Source organism: Rhodanobacter sp. UC4451_H18, assembly GCF_052978225.1.
This window is the reverse complement of record NZ_CM129663.1, coordinates 3,296,042-3,321,934: the sequence shown is the minus strand read 5'-3', so window position 1 is coordinate 3,321,934 and position 25,893 is coordinate 3,296,042. Positions and strand designations below refer to the sequence as shown.

The 25,893-nt window shown below is 68.2% G+C and carries 20 protein-coding genes and 1 riboswitch; of the genes, 12 read left to right on the top strand and 8 right to left on the bottom strand.

From position 1 onward, the window contains the following. Window positions 1-23: 23 nt before the first annotated feature. Complete coding sequence (locus ACVCMG_RS14810) at window positions 24-950, top strand: PIG-L deacetylase family protein (RefSeq protein WP_447114461.1); 927 nt, start codon at window positions 24-26, stop codon at window positions 948-950. A gap of 157 nt (window positions 951-1,107) precedes the next feature. Continuing rightward, window positions 1,108-1,452 (top strand): antibiotic biosynthesis monooxygenase family protein, encoded by a 345-nt coding sequence (locus ACVCMG_RS14805; RefSeq protein ID WP_447106555.1) that lies wholly within the window; start codon window positions 1,108-1,110, stop codon window positions 1,450-1,452. Between the two features lie 294 nt (window positions 1,453-1,746). Here the strand turns inward: ACVCMG_RS14805 and ACVCMG_RS14800 are convergent, their stop codons facing one another. Together ACVCMG_RS14800 and ACVCMG_RS14795 are read right to left on the bottom strand one after the other, a co-directional pair. Continuing rightward, the gene (locus ACVCMG_RS14800; protein WP_447106556.1) at window positions 1,747-2,742 is read right to left on the bottom strand and encodes a hypothetical protein; all 996 of its coding nucleotides are present in this window, start codon (window positions 2,740-2,742) and stop codon (window positions 1,747-1,749) included. 106 nt (window positions 2,743-2,848) lie between these two features. Continuing rightward, the gene (locus ACVCMG_RS14795) at window positions 2,849-4,084 is read right to left on the bottom strand and encodes a S8 family serine peptidase (protein ID WP_447114460.1); all 1,236 of its coding nucleotides are present in this window, start codon (window positions 4,082-4,084) and stop codon (window positions 2,849-2,851) included. A 127-nt stretch (window positions 4,085-4,211) separates the two neighbouring features. Between ACVCMG_RS14795 and ACVCMG_RS14790 the strand changes: the two genes are divergently transcribed. From ACVCMG_RS14790 to ACVCMG_RS14765, 6 genes are all read left to right on the top strand, one after another. Then, window positions 4,212-4,703: an RNA polymerase sigma factor gene (locus ACVCMG_RS14790; RefSeq protein ID WP_136257897.1), complete on the top strand. Its 492-nt coding sequence runs from the start codon at window positions 4,212-4,214 to the stop codon at window positions 4,701-4,703. Then, window positions 4,700-5,431 (top strand): anti-sigma factor family protein, encoded by a 732-nt coding sequence (locus ACVCMG_RS14785; protein WP_447114459.1) that lies wholly within the window; start codon window positions 4,700-4,702, stop codon window positions 5,429-5,431. Before ACVCMG_RS14790 ends, ACVCMG_RS14785 begins: the two co-directional genes overlap by 4 nt. Before the next feature lie 131 nt (window positions 5,432-5,562). Continuing rightward, window positions 5,563-5,964: a VOC family protein gene (locus ACVCMG_RS14780; RefSeq protein ID WP_136257895.1), complete on the top strand. Its 402-nt coding sequence runs from the start codon at window positions 5,563-5,565 to the stop codon at window positions 5,962-5,964. Between the two features lie 155 nt (window positions 5,965-6,119). Next, on the top strand, window positions 6,120-6,851 hold the full coding sequence (locus ACVCMG_RS14775; RefSeq protein ID WP_447114458.1) for an ion channel: 732 nt from the start codon (window positions 6,120-6,122) through the stop codon (window positions 6,849-6,851). A 26-nt stretch (window positions 6,852-6,877) separates the two neighbouring features. Next, the gene (locus ACVCMG_RS14770; RefSeq protein WP_395119913.1) at window positions 6,878-7,303 is read left to right on the top strand and encodes a cupin domain-containing protein; all 426 of its coding nucleotides are present in this window, start codon (window positions 6,878-6,880) and stop codon (window positions 7,301-7,303) included. A gap of 140 nt (window positions 7,304-7,443) precedes the next feature. Further along, window positions 7,444-8,991, top strand: a complete 1,548-nt coding sequence (locus ACVCMG_RS14765; RefSeq protein ID WP_447114457.1) for a GH39 family glycosyl hydrolase — start codon at window positions 7,444-7,446, stop codon at window positions 8,989-8,991. Window positions 8,992-9,028: 37 nt separating this feature from the next. On the opposite strand, the gene ACVCMG_RS14760 is transcribed toward ACVCMG_RS14765, so the two are convergent. Beyond that, on the bottom strand, window positions 9,029-10,621 hold the full coding sequence (locus ACVCMG_RS14760; protein WP_447114456.1) for a tryptophan halogenase family protein: 1,593 nt from the start codon (window positions 10,619-10,621) through the stop codon (window positions 9,029-9,031). 141 nt (window positions 10,622-10,762) lie between these two features. On the opposite strand from ACVCMG_RS14760, the gene ACVCMG_RS14755 reads away from it, so the two are divergent. After that, on the top strand, window positions 10,763-13,183 hold the full coding sequence (locus tag ACVCMG_RS14755; protein WP_447114455.1) for a TonB-dependent receptor: 2,421 nt from the start codon (window positions 10,763-10,765) through the stop codon (window positions 13,181-13,183). A gap of 330 nt (window positions 13,184-13,513) precedes the next feature. On the opposite strand, the gene ACVCMG_RS14750 is transcribed toward ACVCMG_RS14755, so the two are convergent. Together ACVCMG_RS14750 and ACVCMG_RS14745 are read right to left on the bottom strand one after the other, a co-directional pair. Then, window positions 13,514-16,003: a glycoside hydrolase family 3 N-terminal domain-containing protein gene (locus ACVCMG_RS14750; protein WP_447106564.1), complete on the bottom strand. Its 2,490-nt coding sequence runs from the start codon at window positions 16,001-16,003 to the stop codon at window positions 13,514-13,516. 183 nt (window positions 16,004-16,186) lie between these two features. Next, a complete protein-coding gene (locus ACVCMG_RS14745) occupies window positions 16,187-17,200 on the bottom strand; it encodes a LacI family DNA-binding transcriptional regulator (protein WP_395119919.1) in 1,014 nt (337 codons plus the stop codon). 303 nt (window positions 17,201-17,503) lie between these two features. Here ACVCMG_RS14745 and ACVCMG_RS14740 point away from each other — a divergent pair, with 303 nt between their 5' ends. Then, window positions 17,504-19,696, top strand: a complete 2,193-nt coding sequence (locus tag ACVCMG_RS14740) for a Six-hairpin glycosidase-like protein (RefSeq protein ID WP_447114454.1) — start codon at window positions 17,504-17,506, stop codon at window positions 19,694-19,696. After that, window positions 19,693-21,180: an MFS transporter gene (locus ACVCMG_RS14735; RefSeq protein WP_395119921.1), complete on the top strand. Its 1,488-nt coding sequence runs from the start codon at window positions 19,693-19,695 to the stop codon at window positions 21,178-21,180. Before ACVCMG_RS14740 ends, ACVCMG_RS14735 begins: the two co-directional genes overlap by 4 nt. Before the next feature lie 93 nt (window positions 21,181-21,273). Here ACVCMG_RS14735 and ribB read toward each other — a convergent pair whose 3' ends face one another. Both ribB and ACVCMG_RS14725 read right to left on the bottom strand, forming a co-directional pair. After that, window positions 21,274-22,365, bottom strand: coding sequence for a 3,4-dihydroxy-2-butanone-4-phosphate synthase (gene ribB, locus ACVCMG_RS14730; protein ID WP_447114453.1), 1,092 nt, complete (start codon window positions 22,363-22,365; stop codon window positions 21,274-21,276). A 130-nt stretch (window positions 22,366-22,495) separates the two neighbouring features. Continuing rightward, complete coding sequence (locus ACVCMG_RS14725; protein ID WP_447114452.1) at window positions 22,496-23,137, bottom strand: riboflavin synthase; 642 nt, start codon at window positions 23,135-23,137, stop codon at window positions 22,496-22,498. Between the two features lie 128 nt (window positions 23,138-23,265). Then, window positions 23,266-23,440: riboswitch (FMN riboswitch) on the bottom strand. Window positions 23,441-23,549: 109 nt separating this feature from the next. Between ACVCMG_RS14725 and ACVCMG_RS14720 the strand changes: the two genes are divergently transcribed. After that, a complete protein-coding gene (locus ACVCMG_RS14720; RefSeq protein WP_447114451.1) occupies window positions 23,550-24,740 on the top strand; it encodes a hypothetical protein in 1,191 nt (396 codons plus the stop codon). Between the two features lie 46 nt (window positions 24,741-24,786). Here ACVCMG_RS14720 and ribD read toward each other — a convergent pair whose 3' ends face one another. Next, on the bottom strand, window positions 24,787-25,881 hold the full coding sequence (gene ribD, locus ACVCMG_RS14715) for a bifunctional diaminohydroxyphosphoribosylaminopyrimidine deaminase/5-amino-6-(5-phosphoribosylamino)uracil reductase RibD (protein WP_447114450.1): 1,095 nt from the start codon (window positions 25,879-25,881) through the stop codon (window positions 24,787-24,789). Window positions 25,882-25,893: the final 12 nt, after the last annotated feature.

The window sequence follows — 25,893 nt, the reverse complement described above, 5'->3', positions numbered from 1 at the left end:
CGCATGTGAAAGCGGAGGTCGCAATGAAACGGCTATTCGCATTAGCGCTGTCAATCATTCTTCCTGGCCTGGCCTGTGCGAAAGAAGCACCAAAATTTTCCGGCCCACTAGCCGAGACGATGGCCGGCAAGCGAGTTCTTTTGGTTTCCGCTCATCCGGACGACGAGAGTCTGTTTGCCCCTCTCCTGGCTGAAGTTTGCCGCTTCAATGGAGCAACTTGCCACCTGGTTGTTGCAGCTGAGGCAAATAGTCCGGGGTGCATCATCCCGCTTAAACTGCATGATCTTGAAAAGTGCAGCTCGATGCGGCGCTACGAGACTGCCGCTTCTGCTTCAAACTTGAACGCGAGCCATGAGTTCTATGGCTGGCGCGACGTACTTTCACCCTGGAATGACGCAGGTCTTGACAGGAATATTGACGAGTGGGCAAAAGACGTAGGCGGACGCACCAAGCTCGTGCATCGCATCTACCACACTCTTTCGCAATTCAAGCCAGACTTCCTGCTTGGCTTTGACCCTCGCCATGGCACAACCTGCAACCCAAATCACCGCGCAATCGTGCTTTTGGCACTGGAGGCGGTGAAACAACTTCCACCCGAGCAACGTCCACACGTTTGGCTGGAGTCCGACTTTGCGGTTCCAACAACGGCGCCGCCCGACTTGGCCGCGATCATTGATGAATTCGGTATTGTCCGATGGCCGAACGATGACGTCGCAATAACGTGGTACGACAGCAATTTCAAACTGCCTAACGGCAGAACCACATGGGACTACCTCGTGGATGCGCTCAGACTCAATTCCACTCAGTTTCCTGATATTGCAACAGGCAAGAGGACGCCTAACCCTTCCACGCAGTATCGTCGAGTCCCATTTGTAAAGCTTGCCGATATCAATCCAACGCAGAGAGGCATGTGTGAACCTTACACTCCGGAGTTTTCGCTCTCCCTATAGTCGGTGAGTGCCAAAAATTCATTCAAGCCGAAGCCGCTTCGCGGCTCGGCTCAATTCAGGCGTTGGCCGGCAGCTCGTGCCGGTTTGCCGTATCGCGTGCTTCGCCCGGCTTCGCGCCGGGTTCAACTCACGTGCAAGTCATCAGCCCGAGACTGCAATGACGTCGAGACCGTCCGCTGCCACCGACTGCTTCATCGCCCTGTATCGCTGGCGTCTGCATGCCGGCGCCGAGGACGACTTCGTGCAAGGCTGGTCCCGCATCACCGAGTTGCTTCGGTTGCGCGGTTCGCTCGGTTCTCGCCTGCATCGCGGTTCCGACGGCCTGTGGTACAGCTATGCGCAGTGGCCCAGCGCGCAGGTGCGCCGCGACATCTTTGCGCTCGGTCCTCTCGACGAGGAAGCCAGCCGCCGGATGAAGGCAGCCATCGCGGAGAGCCTTCCGGAGATCACGCTCGACACAAGGGCCGACTACCTCGATGCACTGCATCGCGAGGGCATCTGAAATGACGCGGCAGCCATGGACGGCCTGCACGCCAGCGGGATTCCTGCGGGCCTGATTCTTGCTGCAGTTTGCGCGGCACGTTCGCGAAGCGCGGCTCCGGTGCCGCCTTTCGCGTGTCAACTGGATGCATCGCGCACTCTTTCTCACCCCTGCGACGATCCTCGTCCGCTGCCTCCTGCCCGCCTGCCTTCTCGCCATCCCGGCGCGGGCCGCGATGAAGGCGGGGAGCGAACCGCGGCCTGCGGCGAACCTGGGACAGGGTTCGCGGCAGGCCGCGGAAGTTGCACTACGGACTCAGTGCTGCGCATCCGCGCTGGTACCGGCGTCGCCGTTGGCTTGTGCCGAGGCGGAGAGGCCGCCGCGGGCCGAGCCGTGGGCGTTGGCGTGGCCGCCGGCGTTGGCCGAGCCGTTGCTTTGGGCGGCCGGGCCAGCGTTGGCGTCGGTGGTGCCGTGGGCGGCGCCGGAGCCGGAGACGTCGAGCGATGCATTGCCGGTGCGGCGTGCGGCATCCGCTGCTTGGGGCAGCAGGCCCGACGACGGGGACGCCGAGTCATTCGACGGCTGTTGCGCGGCGTCCGTGGTTACCGGGCTGGTCCGCGCCGCGTTGCCTGCGGCAGCCGCGCCGAGCGAGCCGTCCGCGCTGACCGACTGGGCGCCGTTGGCGATCGCCTGCCCGGCGGTGTCCAGGCCCGCGCTGGCCGCGGCTTCGGCGTTCGCCGGGGCGCTCTGCACGCGATCCAGCGCGTTGCGGGTTCCGCGTTTGGCCGTCGAGACGGCTGAACGCGTCGAGCCGGCGGCCTGACCGGCGGCATCGGTGGCGGCCCGGCGCGGACCGCTGGCGTCGATGGCGCCATTCACGGAAGAACCCAGTTCGCCTGCACCGTTCAATACCGCGTTGCCGTTGCCGGCGGGGTTGGCGGCGACCGAGCCGGCGAGGCTGCCGGCCGCACCCGCGCCCGCCTGGCCGTTCACCTGGCGAGTGGCCTGCGCGGCGGCGCCGGTGGCCGCATCGGCGGCTGCCCCGGCACGCGGGTGCGGCGCGCGACGTTCGGCGGCACGGGGGTTCACGTCGGGAGCATGGAGATTGCCCATGCCGCGTGCGGCGCCGTCGATGCGACCACCGATCTGGTCCATGGTGGTCGGCATGGAACCGCGCAAGCCACCGCCGATGCCACCACCGAGCGCGCCGCCCAGCACCTGGGCATGCACCGGTATCGCCGTGGCGAGCGCAAGCGTGCCGGCGAGCAGGCCGATGGTGACAGTCTTGTTGATGAGAGTCGTGTTGCGCATGGTAGGACCTCCTGCCAGCGGACGATCCGCGGCTTCCAAGGTCCTGTACGTCGCTGCCGGGGGAATCCTTCCGTACCGGCCAGTGACGCTTGGGCGGCGTTCAGTTTCAGGGCGACAGCAGGCCGTAACCGTAACGCGGGTCGCGACCGCGGGCGCCGAGCGGGCGCGCTTCGCCGATCAGCTGCTGCTGCACCTGGGCCGCGGCGCCCGTGCGCGGGGCTTCCAACAGTTGCGCCGCTTTTCGCGCCACGATCGGCGCCGCGAACGAGGTGCCACGCAGTGCGTTGCGGCCGCTGCCGACCACACCGGACGCACAGAAATCCACCTGCTCGCCGCTGCCGGCTTCGGGCAGCACACGGTCGCGCGCGTCGACGCCGCTGACGCCGATCACGTCCGGGTACGCCGCCGGATACAGCGGTGGCGCCGCGGGACCGTCGTTGCCCACGGCGCTGACCAGCACGTGGCCGCGGGCGATCATCGCCTGCACTGCACGCGCGAGCACCGGGTTGTCCGGACCGACCAGGCTGATGTTGATCACCGCCACGTGCTCGCGCGCCATCCACGCCAGCGCGTCCACCAGTTTCGAGGTGGCGCCGCCGACCGCATCGCCGCACCACAGGTCGGCGGCATACAGCGTGTCCGCGTCGCCGGCGACGAGGCGCGCGGCGACCGCCGTGCCGTGCCGCGACGGATTCGCCGTGGTGCAGCCGTGCCGCTCGATGCGCGCGTGCGCCAGCGCGGGATCGCCGGGATCGACGCCGCCGTCGATCAGCCCCACGCGTTGCGAAGGCGCAACGGACGACGGCGCCGCTGCCGTTGCGACGCGGGCCGCGTCGCCCTCGCCGGCGGGCAGGTACAGGTGCTGGTAGGTGAACGCTGCGCCCGGCGCGGCTCGCTGCAGGGCGCGCAGAGCGCGGGACGTGCGGCGGTCGCGGGTGTCGTGCAGCACCACGAAGTCCAGCCCCAGCGTGGCATCCGCCGACGTTTCGCGATCCACCACGAAACCTGCTGCCTGCACGGCATCGCGTTGCGCCGTCGACAGGCCGATGGCGAGGAATTCGCCGCGCAGGACCGGCGCGCCGTGCGGGTCGATGTCGACGCGCCGAGGCTCCCTGCGCCGCAGCGTCTCGATCTGCACTTTTCGCGTGAGGGCGAGCGGGCCGCGCAGCAGGTCGTCGACGCTGTGCAAGGGCGCAACGGGATCCAAGCCGGGCAGACGCGCGCCGGGCAGTTGCACGTTCGGCAATCCTTGCACCGGGCCGAGCAGCTGCGCCTGCGCAGGCGCCACGCCGATCGAGGCGATGGCCAGCAGCAAAACGAACACGGCGGACGGACGGCGCATGGGCATGGCCAACGGCCTCGGGAGCAACGGGGCCGGATGCTAGCATGGCCCCGCTTTACGCCCTCGAACCGCGCCGACGCGCACGAGGGAAGGAATCCACCCCTCCAGACGTAATGGAAGGTGATGCGTGAATTCGAGCGACGCCGTGCGCGAAGGACTGATCCCGCTGTTGCCGCGCCTGCGCCGGCTGGCGCGGGCGCTGGCCGGCCAGGCCGCCGACGCCGACGACCTGGTGCAGATCGTGCTGGAGCGCGCGCTCGCTCGTGCCGCGCAGTGGCGGCCGGATGCCGCGCTGGATCGGTGGGTGTTCGCGATCGCACGCAATGCCTGGCGCGACGAACTGCGCGCGCGCGGCCGTTCGCAGCATCTGTTCGCGCCGGAGGAAGCCGGCGAGATGGCGGCCGACCGCGCCAGTGCGCAGCCGGCGCAGCAACTGGAACTGGCGATGGCGCTGGCGGCGCTGCCGCCGGACCATCGCGAAGTGGTGGCCCTGGTGCTGGTCGAGGGCATGTCCTACGGCGAGGCTGCCGAGCTGCTGGAGGTGCCGGTGGGCACCGTCACCAGTCGCCTGGCTCGCGCCCGCGCCACCTTGCAGGCCCACCTTGGGAAAGAAGCATGAACGCGATCGACGACGACACCTTGCAGGCTTACGTGGATGGCGAACTCGACGCCGACGCGGCCGCGCGCGTCGACGCCGCGCTGGCGCACGACGCCGTGCTCGCGCACCGCGTGCAGCAGGCGCGTGCCGTGCGCGCGCAACTGCATGCCGCGTTCGACCCGGTGCTCGACGAGCCGGTGCCGGCGCGGCTGTCCGCCTTGCTGCAGCCGCCCGCCGCGCCGGCGCTCGCCGGTGGACGTCATGCGCACGCCATGCATCGCCGCGCACCACGGCGCTGGTATGTGGGCGCCGCGCTGGCCGCGTCGGTGGCACTGCTGGCCGTGGCCCTGTGGTGGCCGCGCGCCGGCGGCGACATGCTGCGCATGCACGGCGGCCAGTCGTTTGCCGCCGGTCCGCTGGAGCAAGCGCTGAATCATGCGCTGGCAAGCGAACCGGAAGCAGATGCGCAGGTGGCGATCGGCCTGAGTTTCCGCAGCAACGACGGGCACATCTGCCGCAGCTTCGTGCTGCATCGTGCACCGGCGCGCGCCGGGCTCGCCTGCCATGGCGACGGCGGCTGGAGCGTGCCCGTGCTCACCGCGGCGCCCTCCTCCGGGGACGACGGCGAACTGCGCCAGGCGGCCAGCGACTTGCCGAGCGCGGTGCGCGCCGCGATCGACGCCCGCTTGCGCGGCGAAGTCTTCGATGCGCAACAGGAGCGCGCAGCGCGCGACGCCGGCTGGCAGTAACCGTGCAGCCCATCACGCGGACTGCGCGACTGCGGCCGTCGACGGTCTTGCATCGCCGGTCCGCTGCCGTGCAGGCTAGGCAGCGCCCGACCGTCGGCCGGTCGCCACCTTCCAATGCGGAGACACACGCCATGTTCAGTCACGTGATGGTCGGCTCGAACGACATCGAACGGGCAAAGCGCTTCTATGACGCCGTGCTGGGTACGCTGGGAGCGGGCCAACCGCACCGCGACCGGACCGCCACCGGCCACGACCGCCTGTTCTATCGGCACGACGGCAACACCTTCTGCGTGAGCGAGCCGATCGACGGCGGCGCGGCAACGTTCGCCAACGGCGGCACGATCGGCTTCAAGTGCAACTCGCCCGAACAGGTGCGCGCGTTCCACGACACCGCCGTGGCCCACGGCGGCACCTCGATCGAACAGCCGCCCGGGCTGCGCGAAAGCGGCTTTGGCGCGCTGTACCTGGCCTACGTGCGCGACCCCGACGGCAACAAGCTGTGCGCGAGCCATCGCGTCAGGCGGGAGGAGTGAGGGCGGGCGAGAAGATGTCTTGTGCCGAGCCGCGCGGAGAGCCCGGAAGGCCCAGTGACGTCATCCCAGCGAATGCGGGAATCCCTGGTGCGCCCCGCAAGATCAAGACGAATTCCCGCGTTCGAACTTCCTTTCGTTGAAACGCAGGAGCACGCATGAACCAGACCGCGAACGCCCCCGACCACCACACTTCGCGCATCGCCCGGCCACGCTGGGTGGCCACGGTGATCCGCCATCCCTCGGCGATCCTCCTGCTGGTGCAGCTGGCCGGCTTGCTGCTGTATCCGTTCATCGAGCAGACGCATTCGGCGCGCGCGTTGTTCGGCGCGTTCGGTGTGGTGGTGTTGCTGCTGACGATCGCGATGGTGCAGCGCACGCGCGGACGCGGCTGGGTGAGCCTGGCGATCGCGGTGCCGGCGGTGGTATTGAACGTGATGGGCCTGACGCTGGAGCTGCCGGCGCTGCGGCCCTGGTGGGCGGCGCTGGAGGCGCTGTTCTACTTCTACGCGGCCGGCTGCCTGATCGCGTACATGCTGGCCGACCGGCGCGCCACCACCGACGAGCTGTTCGCCGCCGGGGCCACCTTCACCCTGCTGGTGTGGGCGTTCACCTATGTGTTCGTGTTGTGCCAGACCCTGCAGCCGGGCTGTTTTTCCGCGGCGGTCGACCCGCAGGCGCCGCGCACGTGGACCGAGCTGCTGTTTCTGAGTTTCGCGCTGATGTCGAGCACCGGCATCGGCGACGTCATCCCGATCACCGTCCACGCGCGGGCGGTGGCAAGCCTGGAGATGTTCGTCGGCGTGATGTACCTCGCGCTGGTGGTGTCGCGGCTGATCGGGCTCACCATCGCTCCGTCGGCAGCGGGCGGCAAGCGCGGAGAATCGTGATTTTTCGACCAGATGAGGAGGTTCGCATGAACGCGCCAGACGCCACCCGCAAGCCGCTGATCACGCGACCGGCGCAGGGCCGCCGCTACGACATGGGCCGCATGCGCGCGGTATTCCATGCCGATGGCGCGCAGACTGCCGAGCGCTACTCGCTGTCGGAGTGGTGGCTGCAGCCGCGCACCGGCGGGCCGGGCAGCCATGCCCATGACGACGACCACATCTATTACGTCCTCGCCGGCACGCTCAGCGTCTGCATCGACGGCGAGTGGGCGCCGGCGCCGCGCGGCAGCTGGGTGCTGATCCCCGGTGGCACGCCGCACGATTTCGAGAATCGCGACGCGGCCGAATGCGGTTTCCTGTGCATCAACACGCCCGCCGGCTTCGAACGGAAGATGCCCGAACTGGTGGCCTGGTTTGCCGACAACCCGCTGGGCGACGCCCGGTCCGATTGACTCGCGCCGGCCGGGCGGACGGGGCTCACTGGACGTCGCACGCCGACTGCAAGATACTGCGGCAGTCGGCACGTAAACGTTTACATCGCGCGCGCCCGACCCCACCGATCCAAGCTCCGCTGACGACGAGGAATCCCCCGATGCGCCTCCCGGCCGCCTTCCGCCATTTCCTGCTCGGCCTGTGCGCCAGCGCCTTGCTGGTTGGTTCCGCCCTCGCGGCCACGCCGACCACCGTGCAGATCCGCGTCGACGCGCAGGCCGCCGGCACGCCGTTCCCGCACTTCTGGGAAACCATGTTCGGCTCCGGCCGCGCCTCGCTGTCGCTGCGCGACGATTACCGCAAGGACCTGGACGCCGTGCGCGAGGCCACCGGCCTCAGCTACATCCGCTTCCACGGCATCTTCGACCACGACGTGGGCATGGTGAACCGCGACCCGGACGGCTCGATCCGCTACAACTTCTCCTACATCGACCAGATCTATGACGGCCTGCTCGAGCACGGCGTGAAGCCCTTCATCGAGCTGGGCTTCATGCCGCCGGAGCTCACCTCCGACCCGAACGAGCTGCAGGAGTTCTGGTATCACCCCAACCGCGCGCCGCCGAAGAACTACGCCGAGTGGGACGCGATGATCACCGCCTTCGCCCGCCACCTGGTCGCGCGTTACGGCATCGACGAGGTAGCCAGCTGGTACTTCGAGGTGTGGAACGAGCCGAACATCGGCTTCTGGGCCGGCGAGCCGAAGCAGTCCACCTACTACACGCTGTACGACCACACCGCCCGCGCGCTGAAGGCGGTGAACCCGCGCCTGCGCGTCGGCGGGCCGGCCACCGCACAGGGCGCGTGGGCCACGGATTTCCTGGCGCACACGAAAAAGAACAACGTGCCGGTCGATTTCCTCAGCACCCACGTCTACGGCGACGACACCGCGCAGAACGTGTTCCACAGCGACGAGCACATCCCGCGCCGCGACATGGTCTGCCGCACGGTGGACAAGGTGCACAAGGAGATCCTCGCCTCGCCCTACCCGCGGATGCCGCTGGTGTTCAGCGAGTACAACGCCAGCTACGCCAACCTGCCCAACGTCACCGACACCGTGTTCATGGGGCCGTGGATGGCCAACACGATCCGCGAGTGCGCCGGCAAGATCCAGATCATGAGCTACTGGTCGTTCTCCGACGTGTTCGAGGAACAGGGCATCGTGCGCAATCCGTTCTACGGCGGCTTCGGCCTGATCGCCGCGCGACGCATCCCCAAGCCCGCATTCAACGCCTTCGCGATGCTGCACAAGCTGGGCGATCGCCAGCTGAAATCGGACTCCGACTCGGCCCTGGTGACCAGGCGCGACGACGGCACCGTGGTGCTGGCACTGTGGAACTACGCCCCGCCGGTGGGCGACACCGCCAGCTACACGCCCGGCAAGCCCCGGGGCACGAACAGGCATTTCAGCGTCGACGTGCGCAACCTCGCCGCCGGCGCCCATGCCACCGTGTGGCGGCTGGACGAAAACCACGGCAACGCGGTAGCCGCGTTCGACCAGATGGGTCGCCCGGACTTCCCCAGCCGCGCGCAGATCGCCGCCTTGCGCAAGGCCGGCGAGATGGCGCCGCCGCAGCGCGTCGAACTGCAGGACGGCAAGCTGCAGCTCGACATTCCGCCGCAGGGGCTGGTGGTGGTCGAGTTGCGCTGAGGTCGGAGCCCGGCGCGCATCGCGCGCGCCGGAGGCGTCAACCGCCGACTGCCACCGGTTCGCCTGTGCGAACCGGATTTCGCTGCGCATGTTGCCGGCACAACTGCTCCACCAGCGCCCGGTGATCCGGCAGATCCTGCAGCGCGCGCCCCGCCACCTGCTGGATCATCGCGAACTCGCGCCGCGCCTCGTCCATCTGCGGGTAGGCGCTGCGGGCGTGCTCCAGGTCGGTCCTGAACTCCATGCCATAGAGCACGTACTGCCAGCTCGCCGGCATGAACATTTCCAGGTCGGTGACGAAGTCCAGCCGGTGCGGCGGGCGACGCCGCCACAGTTGCAGGCGATCGCGCAGCGTCGGCGGAATGCTGGCCGGGTTGGCGTTGTCGATCCAGAACGCCGAGTCGCGCCGCTGCGACAGGCAGTAATGCATCTTGATGAAGTCGATGATGCGCTCGTAGCGCGCCACCATCATTTCGTTGAAGCGCCGTGCCGTGCGCTCCATGTCGTCGTGATCGGCCGGGAACAGGTGGGTCAGCATGCACACCGCCAGCTCGACCAGCGCGATGCCGGTGGATTCCAGCGGTTCCACGAACCCGCCGGCCAGACCGACCGCCACGCAGTTCCCGCGCCAGTGTTCCGGGCGATAGCCGGTCTCGAACTGCAGGTGCTGGGCTTCGAGCGCATCGGCCGCCGCACCGACGTAACGGCGCGCGATCTCCTCGGCCTGCGTGGCATCCATGTGCCGAGACGAATAGACGTGGCCGATGCCGCGGCGCTTCTGCAGGCCGATGTCCCAGACCCATCCCGCCGGCTGCGCCGTGGCCCGGGTATACGGCAGGATCGGCGTGTCCGGTGCCGGATACGGCACCTGCAAGGCCACCGCGCGATCGACGAACAGCACGTCGCGGCGACTGCGGAACGCCGATCGCATGGCGCCGCCGATCAGGCTGCCGCGCAGGCCGGTGCAATCCACGTAGAGGTCGGCCGAGAGCGCACCGAGCTCGGTGGTGACCACCCGCGCGATATTGCCCCGCTCGTCCAGCTCCGTGCGTTCGACCGTCGCCAGATGGCGCTTCACGCCCAGGCCCTGGCCGTGCTCGGCCAGGGTGGCGGCGAAGGCGGCCGCGTCGAAATGGTAGGCATGGTTCATCGGTGCCTGGTAATCGGCATCGGAGGCGTGCTTTGGTGCGCGCCCGTGATCGACCAGCCGGCTCTGCATGGTCACCGCTTCGGCGAACGGCGTGCCTTCGGGCGCCGCGCCCAGCAACCAGTAAGGCAACAGCTCGGGACTGCCCGGCCGACGGCTGGGCGTGTTGAACGGATGGAAGAAACGATCCGCGCCGGGCATGCCCGGCGGCCGCACCCAGTTGACGTACTGAATGCCCTGCTTGAACGTCGCCGTGGCGCCGACCAGGAACCGGCGTTCGTCCAGGCCGATCGCCGCCAGCGTGCCCCGGATTGAGGGGAAGGTGGCCTCGCCGACGCCGAGCAGGCGGATGTTCGGCGACTCGACCAGCTCCACCTGGACGCTGTCCGGCGCCACGCTGTTCATCGCCTTGGCCAGATAGCAGGCGGCCAGCCAGCCAGCCGTGCCACCCCCGACGACCAGCACCTTCTTGAGACGTGGCATGGATTTTCTCCCCTGCTGCCATGCAGCAAGCAAATTCGCGATATTCGCAGTAGCATCCGAATTGACAGCGCTGTCATATTGAAGTTGACAGCGCTATCAATCAGCCTACCGCAAGCTCACGATATTGGGGAGAGGGAGACCATGAAACTTCGCTATTCCGCGCTGTACATCGCCGTGACCGCTGTATTTGCATCGGCCGCGGTCCACGCGGCAGGCCAGCAGGCAAGCCAGCCGACGGAGAAAGCTCCCTCCGCCAGCAAGGTCAAGAACCTGGATGCCGTCCAGGTCACCGCGACCAAGCGCGAGACGCCGCTGCAGAAAACCCCGATCGCCATCACCGCGATCGGCGGCGACACGCTCGACAAGGAGCGCGTCATGACGGTGCAGGACCTGACCAAGCTGGTGCCCGGCCTGCAAGGCACTTCGCAGGGCGACCACGGCGTGGTCACGCTGACCTTGCGCGGCATCGGCAACGACAGCGCCAAGACCGAGTATGCCGATCCGGAGGTCGCCACCTTCGTCGACGGCGTGTACACCCCGCGTGCCGAGGCCGCCGCGAGCCTGCTGCTGGACATGGACAGCGTGGAAGTGCTGCGCGGCCCGCAGGGCACGTTGTGGGGCCGCAACTCCACCGCCGGCGCGATCAGCTTCAACACCGTCAAGCCCGACATCGATGGCGGTTTCTACGGCAACGGCAGCATCGGGCTGGGCAACTACAACCAGAGCGGCGTGCGCGCGGCGGTGAACCTGCCGATCAGCAGCACCTTCGCGATGCGCGTGGCCGCCGTGCACGAACAGCACGATGGCTACGTCGACTACCAGAACCCGGTGGGGCAGATCCCGACGCTGGCGCAGCAGCAGGCCAGCTATCTCGCCTCCGGCGGCGATCCGGCCAATTTCCGGCCGATCGACACCAACCTGTTCGTGCAGAAGGGCCCGAAGTACAACTCCCAGGACCAGTCCGCCGCGCGCGTGAGCGCCCGCTGGCGGCCCGGCGACAGCTTCCTGTGGGATCTGTCGTACGAGTACTTCAAGGATCGCGGCACGCCGGGCATGAACCTGATGCAGCATCCGCGTGCGGGGCAGGATTTCTGGTCCGCGCTGATCGACGTGGCGCCGTACCTGGACCGCAGCTCGCACTCGGTACGCAGCCGGATGGACTGGGTCATCAACGACAACCTCGAACTGACCTACGTGGCGGGCTTCAACCGCTACTCGGGCAAGAGCGACTTCGACCAGGACGGCGGCGTCAACGTGCCGACCAGTTTCACCACCAACGGCGTGTACCAGGAAGACCGCACCAACCATTCCAACTATCTCAGCTCCAGCCACGAGTTCAACCTCAAGTCCCGCGGCGACAACACGCTGGACTGGATTCTCGGCGCGTACTACGAGCACGAGAACAACAACATCCGCTTCGACATCCCGATCATGAACGGCACCCAGCAGGGCACCGTCAGCTGGCAGGGTTCCTTCATCCAGCCGGAGGAACGGGTCACCGCCACCGCCGCCTTCGCCCAGGCCACCTGGAACATGAGCGACAGCTGGCACCTCACCGGCGGCGCGCGCTGGTCGCACGACAAGCGCGAGAACCGCGGCGGCGTCAACTGGGGCTGGGCCTACGACCCGGCCTACCCGCAGCAGCCCATCTCGCCCGGCCAGCAGCCCGGCGATGTCGGCTTCGCCATCAGCCAGCACAACGACGCCACCTACAGCAAGAGCAAGCCCACCTGGCTGCTGCGCATCAACCATGACGTCGGCGCCAACAGCATGATCTACGCGAGCGTATCGACCGGCTACAAATCCGGCGGCACCCAGGACGGCGGTGCCCTGTACCAGCCCGAGACGCTGACCAACTACGAGATCGGCGCCAAGCTTGCGTTCCTCGACGGCCACCTGACCTGGAACAGCGCCGCGTATTACGAAGTGTTCAAGAACTACCAGTTGTCGGCACCGGTCACCTATCCCGATGGTTCGCACGGGCTCGGCTTCTCCAACGTCGGCGGCAAGACCAAGGTGGCCGGCTTCGAATCGGAGCTGGCCTGGCAGTCGACCAACGACCGCGCCAACCTCGTGCTGTCGGTGATCCCCGAGAAGAAGCTGGGCACGGAGAAGTACGCCGCCAGCAACGACTACTACGTGCCGACGATCTGCCCGCCGGAGTCGACCATCAGCAACAACTGCATGGACATTTCCGGCAACGACCTGCCGCACGCCCCCAACGTGTCGCTCACCGCCATCTACGAGCACGACTTCGTGCTGGGCAGCGGCGGCCGCCTGACGCCGCGGATCAGCGCGCAGTACCAGAGCGCCCAGTGGCTCAGCTGGTTCAACTTCGGCGCAGGCGACAAGCAGAAGGCCTACGCGCGCGGCGATCTCTCGCTGCGTTACACCGAGCCCGGCGACAAGTGGTACATCAACGCCTACGTGCAGAATGTCACCGACGGCAAGGTGAAGAGCAACGCGGCAGGCAGCACCCTGCTCGCCGACGGCAGCGTGGCGTTCACCTCCCAGTACCTGCCGCCGCGCACCTACGGCGTGCAGTTCGGGTTCTGGTTCTAAGGAGCCATTCGTTTCACCGGCGACAGGCCCCTCCCCTGCGGTCGCCACTGGATGCCCCGGCAACGGGGCATCCTTTTTTTCTGGCGAAGGGTGGCCCGCGATGGATGCGATTCGGCTCAGCGGGAGCGCGGACTCTTGCCATTCACGAACGGCATCACACCCGCGTCTCTGCTTTCAACTTCTTTGACGAAGCTCAGCCATGGAATCCGTTCGCGCTGAGCCTAGCTTGCGATAGCAAGCGAAGTCGAAGCGCCTCTTGGCGGCTACCCTTCGACTTCGGCCCTGCGGGCCTGCGCACAGGGCGAACGGGCGGGAGCTCAGGGCCTCGGCTCAATGCACCTTGCAGGCCAGCGTCCTGTCCGCCACGGTGCCCAGCGCCACTTCGGTGAGGACAATGCTTTCGCCACGGCTGCTGGTCCACTCGAATGGCCGATCCAGCTTGCTCATGTCGGCGCCCGCATCGCGGAAGCACTTCAGCGGAATGCCCACACGCAGCCACTGCCCGCGCGGCAGCGCCGCGAGTTGGGAGCCGATCGAAACCCCGGCGCCGCAGCCCTTGCCGCAGGCGACGCCGAGGGTCGTGCCGCGGGGCGACAGCGCATCGATGCGCAGGGTGGCCACCAGCATCACGTCGCCGTTGGTCTGGCGATCCAGGTCCAGCGGCGAGCTGCTCGCCAGCGCGGCGGTCGCCGTGCCTGCAGCGGACCAGCTCAAGCGTCGCGCGTCTTCCTGCGCCTTGTAGTCGAGGGCGGCCACTTGCAGGCTGCCGTCGCCGGTGGCGGCAGGCGCCGACGATACGGTGTCGCTTTCGCCGTTGGCCGCCGTCAGTTGCAAGGCGAAACCGTGCGCCGCCTGGCCGCGCACGAAGTACACCCCGGCGCGCTCGTCATCCAGCGCCACGCCGGCCTGCTCCGGCAAGGTGCCCAGCTCGCGGTGATCGGCATAGCTCAGGCCATAGCCATAGGGGAATTGCGGGTGGTAATCCGGCTGCCCCACGTTGAGCGGTGTCTGGATCGCCGTGCGCGGCCACGAATAGGGCAGCTTGCCGTGGAAGTCGTAGTCGATCGAGCCGTCGCGCTTGCGCAGCAGCACGTCGGCGATGCCCTCGCCCTCGCTGCCGGGCAGCCATGCCACCACGAAAGCATCGGAGGCGTTGATCTCGCGATTCATCCACAACGGCCGGCCGGTGATGAACAGGGCCACCACCGGCACGCCCCGATCATGCAGGCGGCGCAGCAGGTCGAGGTCGTGATCGTTTCCGGGCTTGTAGGCAAGGTTGGGCAGGTCGCCCTGGAACTCGGCATAGGGATCCTCGCCGAACACCACGATGGCGGCGTCGGGCTTCTGCCTGTAACTGCCGTCGACCGACAGCACCGCCGTGCCGCCCGCGGCACGCACCTGCGCATCGATGCCGGCCCAGATCGAGGTTGCGCCAGGGAAGTTCGCGTTGGTGAGGCCGGTGCCTTGCCAGGTCAGGGTCCAGCCACCGTTCTGCTTGGAGATGTTGTCCGCGCCATCGCCGGCGACCAGGATGCGCTTGCGCGGGTCCAGCGGCAGCAGGCCGTGGTTGTTCTTCAGCAGCACCAGCGACTCGCGCACGGCGCGCCGCGCCACGGCCCGATGCGCGGCGCTGCCGATCACCTGCGCCGATGAGCGGGCCAGCGGATTTTGGCTGGGCAAGCCTTGCTTGAACATGCCCAGGCGCATCTTCACCCGCAGGATGCGGCTGACCGCGTCGTCCACGCGGCTCATCGGGATCGCGCCGGACTTCACCTCGGCCAGCGTGTTGCGGTACAGCCCCTTCCAGGAATCGGGCGCCTCCAGCATGTCCAGGCCGGCGTTGTAGGCGGCGGCGCAATCCTCGTTGGTGCAGCCGGGCACCTGGCCATGCGCGTTCCAGTCGCCCAGCACGATGCCGTCGAAACCCATGCGCTTTTTCAGCACGTCGGTGATCAGCGCCTTGTTGCCGGCCATCTTCACCCCGTTCCAGCTGGAGAAGGACACCATCACCACCTGCACGCCGGCGCGGATGGCCGGCGGATAGCCCGCTCCATGCACGTCGCGCAGCACCGCCTCGCTGACTTCCGCGTCGCCCTGGTCCTTGCCGTCCCTGGTGCCGCCGTCGCCAATGAAATGCTTGGCGGTGGCGATCACGTGATTCGCATCGAGGAACTGCGGCGTGCCGACCGCGCCCTCCAGCCCGGTCACGATCTGCGAGGCGTATGCCGCCACCAGTGTCGGGTTTTCCGAATAGCCCTCGTAGGCGCGGCCCCAGCGACTGTCGCGCGGCACGGTCAGGGTGGGGGCGAAGGTCCAGTTGATGCCGCTGGCGCGCAGCTCCCGCGCGGTGACCTTGCCGATGTCGCGCAGCAGTTCGGGATCGCGCGTGGCGCCCAGGCCCACGTTCTGCGGAAACAGCGTGCTGCCGACCAGGTTGTTGTGACCGTGCACGGCGTCGATGCCGAACAGCACCGGGATCGCGGGGCGCCCGTCGGAGCGCTCCAGCGAGGCGCGATGGAACGCGTCGGACAACTTCTTCCACTGCGCTGCGGTGCCGTACTCGCCACCGTCGGGGCCGGAATTGCCGCCGGCCAGGATCGAGCCGAGGCGGTACTGGCGCACGTCCTCCGGCGTCACGTACTTGATGTCGGCCTGGATCATCTGGCCGACCTTGTCCTCCACCGACATGCGATCCAGCAGCGCCTTCACCCGTGCGTCCAGCGCGGGGTCGGCCGGCAACGGCGAGCTCACCCTGGGCCACAGCTGCGGATGCACGGTGGTCGAGGGGCTGACGGCATGGGCCGGCACGGCAAGGAGCAAGGTGCCAGCGATCGAAACGACCACAAGACGGCAGGGCAGGCCCCGGATCGGGCGAAAGGACTGTGGCACGTGAGGCTCCAGGCTGGCTCGCGCGCAAGGCGCGGAAGCCGCAGCGTGACACAATTGACAGCGCTGTCAATTTGCAGGGCAACATCGCCGCGGAGCGGGCTCGCGGCGGCCAATTCAGGCGGGGCTGGCGGTCGAGTCGCGGACTTCCAGCGAGAACGGCATCTCCACCAGCCGCCCTGGTCCGCGACCGCGCAATACTTCCAGCAATTGCAGGGCGGCGACCTTGCCCATCTCGCGGCTGGGCTGGCGAATCGTGGTCAGTGCCGGCCACAGCTGGCTGGCCAGCGGGATGTCGTCGAAGCCGCACACGGAAATGTCCTGCGGCACCTTCATGCCCCGCTCGTTGGCCACCCACATCACGCCGCTGGCCATGTCGTCATTGGCCGCGAACACCGCGGTCGGACGTTTCTTCAGCGCGAACAACTGCCGCGCCGCGGCCACCCCCGAGGCGAAGGTGAAGGCACCCTGCACCACCAGTGCCGGGTCCTCGACCAGGCCGGCGGCGGCCATCGCCTCGCGGTAGCCGGCCAGCCGCCACCTGCTGGCGCCGTGGTCGGCAATACCCGAGACGTGCGCGATCCGCCGGTGCCCAAGCGACAGCAGGTGCTCGACCATCGTGCGCGCGGCGAGTTGCTCGTCCATCGCCACGCCGATGTTGTTCTCCCGCGACACCGGCGACACGCTGGCGAACGGCACCTGGCGTTCGCGCAGGCGCTTGAGCAGCGGTGCGTAGTCGGTGATCGGCGGGGTCAGCACGATGCCGTCGGGATGATGGTCGGAGATCACCGCATCGAGCCGGCGCACGAAATCCTCGCCGCGCATGCGCAGCGGCCGCACCATCATGTTGTAGCGGTGCGCGTCGCAGGCCTCGAGCACGCCATCCTGGATCTCGGCCAGGTAGGTCGAGGCGGGATTGTCGTTGTTGTCGTACAGCATCGCCACCAGGAACGAACGATTGCCGGCCAGGCTGCGTGCCGACGACAGCGGCCGGTAATCCATCGCCTCCATCGCCTCGGTCACGCGCTTGCGCGTGGCGTCGCTGACGTTGGCCTCGTCGTTGAGCACGCGCGACACCGTCTTGGGCGAAACGCCCGCGCGGCGTGCAACGTCTTCCAGCCTTACCCGCATGCCTTGATCCAAGTGTTGCCGCGCCTGCGCTCAACTATGCGGTCAGCGCCGGCCCGTTTACAAGAACCGCCGCGACCGGCGGTCGGCAGCCGCCCGGACCCGGCGCGGCCAGGGCATGAATACGTATGCATCGGGTAGTCGTCGGCGCGCGCGGCTGCCTACCATGCCGGATGGCCGGGCCGGTTGGGTGCCGTGGATGCTGCACTCGCAACGTGCAGGCCGGGCGCGGCCGTGACATAACAGCTGTCGGAGAATCCAGCACATGAGCCGCATGACCCCTCGCCACACTTCCAGGCTCTCGCCATGCTGGGCCTGATGCTGGCTGCCGCCATGGCCAGCGCGCCGCTGGAAGCGCCCGCATGGCATGACGGGCTGGACTGGCACGGCGTGCATGTGGGCATCCGGCGTGACGCGCAGGACGCCTACACCCTGGACTGGCCGTTCGGGCAGCGGGTGATTGCGCCGCAACCGTTCAAGGCCGATACCGCCAGTGCGCTGTTCGACGGCTTGTACGCGATGGCGCAGGACGATCTGCGCCAGGATTCGGTGAGCGCGATTCGCGACGGCGCGTTCGACCACGGCGCGCCGATTCCCTGCCACTGTTTCGAGACCGGGTTGAAGTGGCCATACGTGTGGACGCGCGACCTGTCGTACGCGATCGACCTCGGCCTGTGGCGGTTCGACCGCGCCCGCGCGCGCAACGGGCTGGAGTTCAAGCTGTCCGGCGTGCGCGAACCATCCGCGCCGCAGGGCCTGTACGTGATGCAGGACACCGGCTCGGGCGGCAGCTGGCCGATCAGCACGGATCGCGTGGTGTGGTTCCTCGCCGCGCGGCACCTGCAGGACGATGCCGCGTTCGCCGACAAGATGCGCACGGCCCTGCGCGACACCCTGGCGCAGGACCGGCAATACGCGTTCGACGCCAATTTCGGCTTGTACCGCGGCGAGACCTCGTTCCTGGACTGGCGCGAACAGACCTACCCGGCGTGGACCGCCAACGAGGTGACCTTCATCGGGCAATCGTTCGCGCTGTCGACCAACGTGCTGCACTACGAGGCGTTGCAACTGGCCGCCGCGCAGGCCGGCGCCGATCACCAGGCTACCGCCAGGAACACCTACCGCACCCAGGCCGCGGCGCTGAAGCAGGCGATCAACCTGCACTTCTGGCGCGCCGACCGCGGCATGTACATGAGCTACATCGGTGGCGACGGCACGCCGGTGGACAGCTACGACCTGCTTGGCATCTCGCTGGCGATCGCCAGCGGAGTGGCCGACGGCGAGCGCGCGCGCCAGACCCTGGAGAACTATCCGAGCTGGCCGGCCGGCAGCCCGGTGATCTGGCCCGAACGCAGCGACCAGCCGATCTATCACAACCGCGCGATCTGGCCGTTCGTCAGCGCCTACGCGCTGCGCGCCGCACGCACGGTCAACGACCCGGCGCGCATCGCCCACGAGATCACCTCGGTGATGCGCGGCGCGGCACTGGTCGGCTCCAACATGGAAAACTACGAGCTGCTGACCCAGGGCCAGCACGTGGACGAGGGCAAGCTCAGCGGCCCGGTGGTCAATTCGCCGCGCCAGCTGTGGTCGGTGGCGGCGTACCTGGACGTGGTGACCGAGGGCGTTTTCGGCGTGGAGGAGGACGGCCGCGTGCAACCGAAGCTGCCTGTCTCGCTGGTGCCGATGCTGTTCGGCGCGCGCAACGCCATCAGCCTGGACCTGCCCGGTCGCCGGATCACGCTGCAATTGCCGGCCAAGCGTGACGGCAACCTGCTGGTCGCCGATCGCATCCGCACGCAAGGCACGCATGCCACCGTGACGTTGAAGGCGATCCGGGCCGACGCACCGCCGCTGCGCATGGACGCCCCGCTGTACGCGCCGATCGCCCCGGCCGCGCCGACGCTGGCCGCCGACGGCGATCGCTGGATCGTCAACGGCGACGGGAAGCTGCAGCTCTACGTCAACGGGCAGCGCGCCGGTGCCATCGACGGCCACGGCACGCTCGCCCGCACCGAGGATCTCGCCTGCGTGCGCGCCACCCGCGTCGATGCGCATGGCCTGGAATCCCTGCCCAGCCCGGCGACCTGCGTCGGCCCGGTCGATCAGGCCGGCGGCGACTGGCCGCGCCACTGGACCGCGCCCGCCACCGGCAGCTATCGCGTGTGGGCGGATTACCGCAACGCCAACGGCCCGATCAACACCGGCGTCACCGCCGCGGTGAAATGGCTGCTCATCAACTGCGATGGCAGCGACACGCAGCGCGTGCCGCTGGTGATGCCGCACAGCGTGGCCACCCAGCCATCCACCCATGGCCGCTTCAGCGCCACCGGCAAGGCGCGCTGCACGTTCGCGCTGGAGGACGGTTTCAACATGAGCTACCTGCAGCACTTCGCGCACTACACGGGCGGTACCGGCGGCATCGACGGGCCGTTGAACCAGGCCGAGGTCGACGACCTGCACATTGCGCCGCTGGCGGACGGAACCCGTACCCCATGAGCAGGAAACCCGAACTGTCGTTCTGGCAGATCTGGAACATGTGTTTCGGCTTCCTGGGCATCCAGTTCGGCTTCGCATTGCAGAACGCCAACGTCAGCCGGATCTTCCAGACGCTCGGCGCCGAGGTGAACGACATCCCGATCCTGTGGGTGGCCGCACCGCTCACCGGGCTGATCGTGCAGCCGATCATCGGCCACTACTCCGACCGCACCTGGAACCGGCTCGGCCGTCGCCGGCCGTATTTCCTGGCCGGCGCGATCCTCGCCACGCTGGCCCTGCTGGCGATGCCGAACTCACCCACGCTGTGGGTGGCTGCAGGGCTGCTGTGGATCATGGACGCCTCGTTCAACGTGTCGATGGAGCCGTTCCGCGCCTTCGTCGGCGACCAGTTGCCGGAGCACCAGCGCCCGCGCGGCTTCTCCATGCAAAGCGTGTTCATCGGCGTGGGTGCGGTAGTGGCGTCGCTGATGCCGTGGCTGCTGACCAAGGTCGGCGTCAGCAACGTCGCCCCGGACGGCGCGATTCCGGACACGGTCAAGTACGCCTTCTACGCCGGCGGCGCCCTGCTGATGGGCACGGTGCTGTGGACCGTGCTCTCCACGCGGGAGTACCCGCCCGAGCAGTTGCGCGAATTCGACGATGACGCCAGGCCCATGCCCGTGGACGCCTCGCGCGCGTGGCGGCCCGGCCTGCTGCTGATCGTCGGCGGCCTGCTGGTATGGCTGGCCATCCGGCACTTCTCGCTCGAAAAGGAACTCTACGTGCTGGCCGGCGGCCTGCTGGTGTTCGGCGCGCTGTTCGCCTGGCTTGCCTTCAGCCGCAGCCAGGGCATGCTGCGCGAGGTGATGGGCGATCTCTACAGCATGCCGGATGCGATGCGGCGGCTCGCCATCGTGCAGTTCTTCTCGTGGTTCGCGCTGTTCGCGATGTGGATCTTCACCACCCCGGCGGTAACCGCCGTGCAGTTCGGCAGCAGCGACCCGCATTCGGTGGCCTACAACACCGGCGCCAACTGGGTCGGCGTGCTGATGGGTGCGTACAACGGCTTCGCCGCGCTGGCGGCGATCGCGATCCCGCTGCTGGTGCGCCGCATCGGCCTGCGCTGGAGCCACCTGGTCAACCTGTGGCTGGGCGGCGCGGGGCTGCTCTCGTTCCTGTTCATTCGCGATCCCGACTGGCTGCTGCTGTCGATGGTCGGGGTGGGCGTGGCGTGGGCGTCGATCCTGTCGCTGCCCTACGCGATGCTGTCGGACAACCTGCCCGCGCAGAAGATGGGCGTGTACATGGGCATCTTCAATTTCTTCATCGTGATCCCGCAGCTGATGGCGGCCAGCGTGCTCGGCCTGCTGCTGCGGTTGTGCTTCCACGACGAGCCGATCTACGCGCTGGCGCTGGGCGGTGCCAGCCTGTTCGTGGCCGGTCTGTTCACCCTGCGCGTGCGCGAGCCCGCCATCGATGACGGAAAGCCTTCGCCCGCCGCGTAGGAGCCCGCTCGCGGGCGATGCTCTTGAAGTCGGGATCTGCAAGAGCAAGAGCTATCGCCCGCGAGCTGGCTCCTGCACGGAGAGTCGGAAGGGTCAGACGTACTCGACCACCTCAAGCCCGAAGCCGCCCAGTCCCACCAGTTTGCGCGGCGTACCCAGCACGCGCAGGCGGTGCACGCCGAGGTCGGCCAGCATCTGCGCGCCGAGGCCAAGCTGGCGCCACTCCTGCTGCTGCGCATCCTCCGGCGCCTGCGCCGTCGGCTTGCCCTGCAACCGCGCCAGCAGGGCCTCCGGCGTGTCCTCGCCGGAGAGCACCAGCAGCACGCCGCGACCCTCGTCGGCGATGCGGCGCAAGGCCGAAGTGACGGTGAGGCCGAGGTCGTCGCGCTTGAGATGCAGCACGTCGGACAAGGTATTGCGCACGTGCACGCGCGAGAGCACCGGCGCGCCGTCGTCCACGGTGCCGCGCACCAGCGCGTAGTGCAGGCCGCGACGGATCACGTCGCGGTACGCCACCAGCCGGAACGGGCCGAACTCGGTCTCCACCGATTCCTCGTGTACACGCTGCACGGTCTTTTCGGTTTCCAGCCGGTAACGGATCAGGTCGGCGATCGAGCCGATCTTCAAGCCGTGCCTGGCCGCAAAGACTTCCAATTCGGGACGACGCGCCATCGAGCCGTCTTCATGCAGCACTTCGATCAGCACCGCCGACGGCTCCAACCCGGCCAGCGCGGCCAGGTCGCAGCCGGCCTCCGTGTGGCCGGCGCGGGTCAGCACGCCGCCCGGTTGCGCGGTGAGCGGAAAGACGTGGCCGGGCTGGGCCAGGTCCTGTGGCTTCGCATCGGACTTCACCGCCACCTGGATGGTGCGCGCGCGGTCGTGCGCCGAAATGCCGGTGGTGACGCCCTCGGCCGCCTCGATCGAGACGGTGAAATTGGTGTGGTAGACTGAGGTGTTGTCGCTCACCATCGGCCGCAGCCCGAGCTGGCGCGTGCGCTGCTCGGTGAGCGTGAGGCACAGCAGGCCGCGCGCCTCGCGCACCATGAAGTTCACGTCTTCCGGCCGCACCATCTGCGCGGCCATGATCAGGTCACCCTCGTTCTCGCGGTCCTCGTCGTCGAGGATCACGACCATGCGGCCGGCGCGGATGTCTTCGAGGATTTCGGGGATGGTGTTGAAGGGCATGGGGACGTCCTGGGGAATTTTGATTTGATCGCAGAGACAGGGAGTGAGTGGAGAGGAGTGAGAAGTGAGAGAAGGCATCTCGATGCTGCGGCTCTCTCACTTCTCACTCCTCCCCACTCACTTCTCGCCTTCAGGCAAAGCCGTGCTGTTTCAAGAACGCCTCGTCGAGCTTCGGCGCCTCGCCGCTGGCCAGCAGGCGCTCGACATAGCGTGCAATCACGTCCACCTCGATGTTCACCGCATCACCCGCGCGGCGCGCGTGGAACGCCGTGTGCTCGACCGTGTGCGGGATCAGGTTGACGCCGAAGCGATGGCCGGCGACTTCGTTGACGGTGAGGCTGGTGCCGTCGATGCAGATCGAGCCTTTCGCGGCGATGTAGCGCGACAGGGCGGCAGGCACTTCGAACGTCCAGCGCTGCGAGCGGCCATCGGGCGTGATCGAGACCACCCTGCCCAGCCCGTCGACATGGCCGGAGACCAGATGCCCACCGAGCCGGTCGGCCAGGCGCAGCGCCTTTTCGAGATTCACCGGATCGCCGGGCTTCAACTGGCCCAGCGACGTCAGCGACAGCGTCTCGTTGGAAACGTCGGCGCTGAAGCCGCGCGCGTCCAGCGTGATCGCAGTGAGACACACGCCGGAGACGGCGATCGAGTCGCCGAGCTGCACGTCGGTGAGGTCGAGGTCGGCGGTATCGACGTGCAGGCGCACGTCACCGCCGCGCGGTTCGAGTCGCGCAACGCGTCCCACGGTCTGGATGATGCCGGTGAACATCAGCACACCTCCCGGAGGGAGATGGCAAGCGAGACTGAAACGATGACAGGCATGAAACGTTCTCCGCGTCGGAAAGCGAGAACGCCCCAAGGCATGAGGCAGACGCATGGCATCGCTGCCATCCGCCTGGCCGTCTTCTTTCATCCGGACTGTGGGCCGCACCGGCGAACCGGAACAACCTGGACCGTCGGCTCCGGCATCGGACCGGATCTGCTGACCTCCCGATGCTGCCGGGAGCGCTCGCGGGCTCGTTCCGAGGAACCTACCGCCGGTGGGGAATTTCGCCCCGCCCTGAAGACGTTTGCCGATGAACCGGCCGCCGGATTCTAACACGCCCGCCATGCGCCACTCGCGCGCCAGCCGTTTGCCCGCCCGCTGCGGCATCATGTCCGTCCCTGCCAAGGAGGTTTCCATGCGCAAGCATCGACGCGGCTGGTCGACGTGGCTCGCCATCCTGCCGGCCATGTTCTGGCTGGCCCACGCGCGCGCCGGCGAGGCGCCGGCCGACGTCTACACCGGCACGCTGGGCCGGCAGGCCATCGTGCTGCAAATCACCCCCGGCGACGACGCCGCCACGGCCGGCCGCTACTTCTACGTGCGCCACCATCGCGACATCGCCTTGTCGGGCGCGCCGGCCAGCAACGGTCACCTGCAACTGCGCGAAGGCTGGGACGCCGACGCCAACGGCCCGCGCATCACGCTGGACCGGCAAGCCGACGGTGGCTGGCGCGGCCAATGGCAGGACGACAAGGGAACGACCCTGCCGGTCGCCCTGCACCCGGCCACGGTGGCGCCGCCCTCCGCCGATACGCCGCCCTGGCTGAAGCAGCTCCATGCGAGCGACCGCTACGACTACCTGCGCCTGGCCGGCCTCAAGCCACAGGCCGGCCAGCGCGAAACCTTCATGAGCCATGCCCTGCAGTGGTGGCGCGTGCCCGACGCCGGCATCGCGTTCTTCGAGATCCTGGACGGGTATCCGTCCGCCGAGCTTGCGCGCATCAACCAGGTGCTGATGGACCGGATGTGGCGGGAAACCGGCAGCTACTACGACTGCATGTTCAACCACTTCAACGAAGGCGATTACGAGCAGACGGTGACGCCGCGCCTGCTCACGGCGAACCTCGTCAGCGTCAGCGTGTTCACCAATTACTACTGCGGCGGCGCCCATCCGGACTTCGGCGATGCGGCGATCAACCTCGACGCGCACACCGCCCGGCCGCTGACCCTGGAAGACCTGCTGTGGTTGGGCAAGGGTGAGGCGTTGCACTATGCCACGGATGCCGACGGCAACCCCGCACCCGGCTCGGCCAGCTTCGAGGCGTGGTCGGATTACCGCGAGCAGCACCTGGCGCCCTGGCTGACGCGGCAATGGCGGCAACTCTATCCGCAGGAGACGACGGCCACCGGCGGCGAAGACGATTGCGGCTACGACGACCCCGGCGTGTGGCAGTTCGTGAGCTGGCACATGACACCGAAGGGCTTGTTCATCGGCCCCTCCTACGCTCGCGCCGCGCGCGTGTGCGAAGCCAACGACGACTGGTCGGTGCTGCCGTGGGAGACGGTGCGCCGGCATCCGGGGCGGCTCCGGCCCGGCTTGCCCTGAGTGACGCTGTGCGCGTGTTGGCGAGCGGGCGACGTGCGTGTGCGCGTCAGGCCGGCGGGCGCAGGCGCAAGCGGATATCCGGACCGAGCATGCGCTGGTCGACCACCTGCAACTGCCAGCGCGATGCCATGTCGGCCAGCGACGGCAACTGCAGCAGCGGCCGCGCGCTGTCGCCCAGCAGCAAGGGCGCGACATAGAGCAGCAGTTCGTCGACCAGGCCGGCCGCGAACAGCGCGCCGCACAGGGTCGGGCCGGCTTCGACGTGCACCTCGTTGCAGCCGCGTCCGGCCAGCAGGGCGAGCACGGCGGGCAGGTCGAGTCCGTGGTCTCGTGTCGCCACCGCAAGGCGTTCCGCCCGGGCAAAGCGATCGTCTGCGCACGTTGCCGCAGCGCCATGCAGGACCAGCGTCGGCGCCGCGCCGTCCAGCACATGGCTGCCGGCGGGCGTGCGCAGTTGGCGATCCAGCAGCACGCGCAGCGGCGGCATGAACTCCTCGTCCTGCGGCAACCGGACGGTGAATCGCGGATCGTCCGCCAGCACCGTGCCACTGCCGGTGAGGATTGCCGAGCTGCGCGCGCGCCAGCGCTGCACGTCCAGGCGCGCCGCATCGCCGGTGATCCACTTCGACTCGCCACTGGCCAGTGCGGTGCGCCCGTCCAGGCTCATCGCCAGCTTCACCCGCACGAACGGGCGGCCGCGTTCGAGACGGCCGAGGAAGCCGCAGTTCAACTCGCGCGCCGGCCCGCGCAGCAGGCCGGTTTCGACCGCAACGCCGGCGGCGCGCAACTTGTCGATGCCGCGACCGGCCACCTGCGGAAACGGATCTTCCGCGGCAATCACCACCCGCGCCACACCGGCGGCCACCAGCGCATCGGCGCATGGCGGCGTACGTCCATGGTGTGCGCACGGCTCCAGGGTCACGTAGGCGGTGGCGCCCCGCGCCTGCGCGCCTGCCTCGCGCAACGCATGTACCTCCGCGTGCGGCTCGCCGGCGCGCTGATGAAAGCCGGTACCGATCACCTCGTCGCCATGCGCGATCACGCAGCCCACGCGCGGATTCGGCTGGGTGGTGTACAGGCCGCGCTCGGCCAGGCGCAGCGCGTGCGCCATGTGGAGGTGGTCAGTGCCTGAAAATGCCATGCGTCGATTGTA

What these genes read in the sequence shown, in the direction of transcription:
- ACVCMG_RS14810 (WP_447114461.1), top strand. Translation starts at nt 24, where the DNA reads ATGAAACGGCTATTCGCATTAGCGCTGTCAATCATTCTTCCTGGCCTG.
- ACVCMG_RS14805 (WP_447106555.1), top strand. Translation starts at nt 1,108, where the DNA reads ATGACGTCGAGACCGTCCGCTGCCACCGACTGCTTCATCGCCCTGTAT.
- ACVCMG_RS14800 (WP_447106556.1), bottom strand. Translation starts at nt 2,742, where the DNA reads ATGCGCAACACGACTCTCATCAACAAGACTGTCACCATCGGCCTGCTC.
- ACVCMG_RS14795 (WP_447114460.1), bottom strand. Translation starts at nt 4,084, where the DNA reads ATGCGCCGTCCGTCCGCCGTGTTCGTTTTGCTGCTGGCCATCGCCTCG.
- ACVCMG_RS14785 (WP_447114459.1), top strand. Translation starts at nt 4,700, where the DNA reads ATGAACGCGATCGACGACGACACCTTGCAGGCTTACGTGGATGGCGAA.
- ACVCMG_RS14780 (WP_136257895.1), top strand. Translation starts at nt 5,563, where the DNA reads ATGTTCAGTCACGTGATGGTCGGCTCGAACGACATCGAACGGGCAAAG.
- ACVCMG_RS14775 (WP_447114458.1), top strand. Translation starts at nt 6,120, where the DNA reads ATGAACCAGACCGCGAACGCCCCCGACCACCACACTTCGCGCATCGCC.
- ACVCMG_RS14770 (WP_395119913.1), top strand. Translation starts at nt 6,878, where the DNA reads ATGAACGCGCCAGACGCCACCCGCAAGCCGCTGATCACGCGACCGGCG.
- ACVCMG_RS14765 (WP_447114457.1), top strand. Translation starts at nt 7,444, where the DNA reads ATGCGCCTCCCGGCCGCCTTCCGCCATTTCCTGCTCGGCCTGTGCGCC.
- ACVCMG_RS14760 (WP_447114456.1), bottom strand. Translation starts at nt 10,621, where the DNA reads ATGCCACGTCTCAAGAAGGTGCTGGTCGTCGGGGGTGGCACGGCTGGC.
- ACVCMG_RS14755 (WP_447114455.1), top strand. Translation starts at nt 10,763, where the DNA reads ATGAAACTTCGCTATTCCGCGCTGTACATCGCCGTGACCGCTGTATTT.
- ACVCMG_RS14745 (WP_395119919.1), bottom strand. Translation starts at nt 17,200, where the DNA reads ATGCGGGTAAGGCTGGAAGACGTTGCACGCCGCGCGGGCGTTTCGCCC.
- ACVCMG_RS14740 (WP_447114454.1), top strand. Translation starts at nt 17,504, where the DNA reads ATGCTGGGCCTGATGCTGGCTGCCGCCATGGCCAGCGCGCCGCTGGAA.
- ACVCMG_RS14735 (WP_395119921.1), top strand. Translation starts at nt 19,693, where the DNA reads ATGAGCAGGAAACCCGAACTGTCGTTCTGGCAGATCTGGAACATGTGT.
- ribB (WP_447114453.1), bottom strand. Translation starts at nt 22,365, where the DNA reads ATGCCCTTCAACACCATCCCCGAAATCCTCGAAGACATCCGCGCCGGC.
- ACVCMG_RS14725 (WP_447114452.1), bottom strand. Translation starts at nt 23,137, where the DNA reads ATGTTCACCGGCATCATCCAGACCGTGGGACGCGTTGCGCGACTCGAA.
- ACVCMG_RS14720 (WP_447114451.1), top strand. Translation starts at nt 23,550, where the DNA reads ATGCGCAAGCATCGACGCGGCTGGTCGACGTGGCTCGCCATCCTGCCG.
- ribD (WP_447114450.1), bottom strand. Translation starts at nt 25,881, where the DNA reads ATGGCATTTTCAGGCACTGACCACCTCCACATGGCGCACGCGCTGCGC.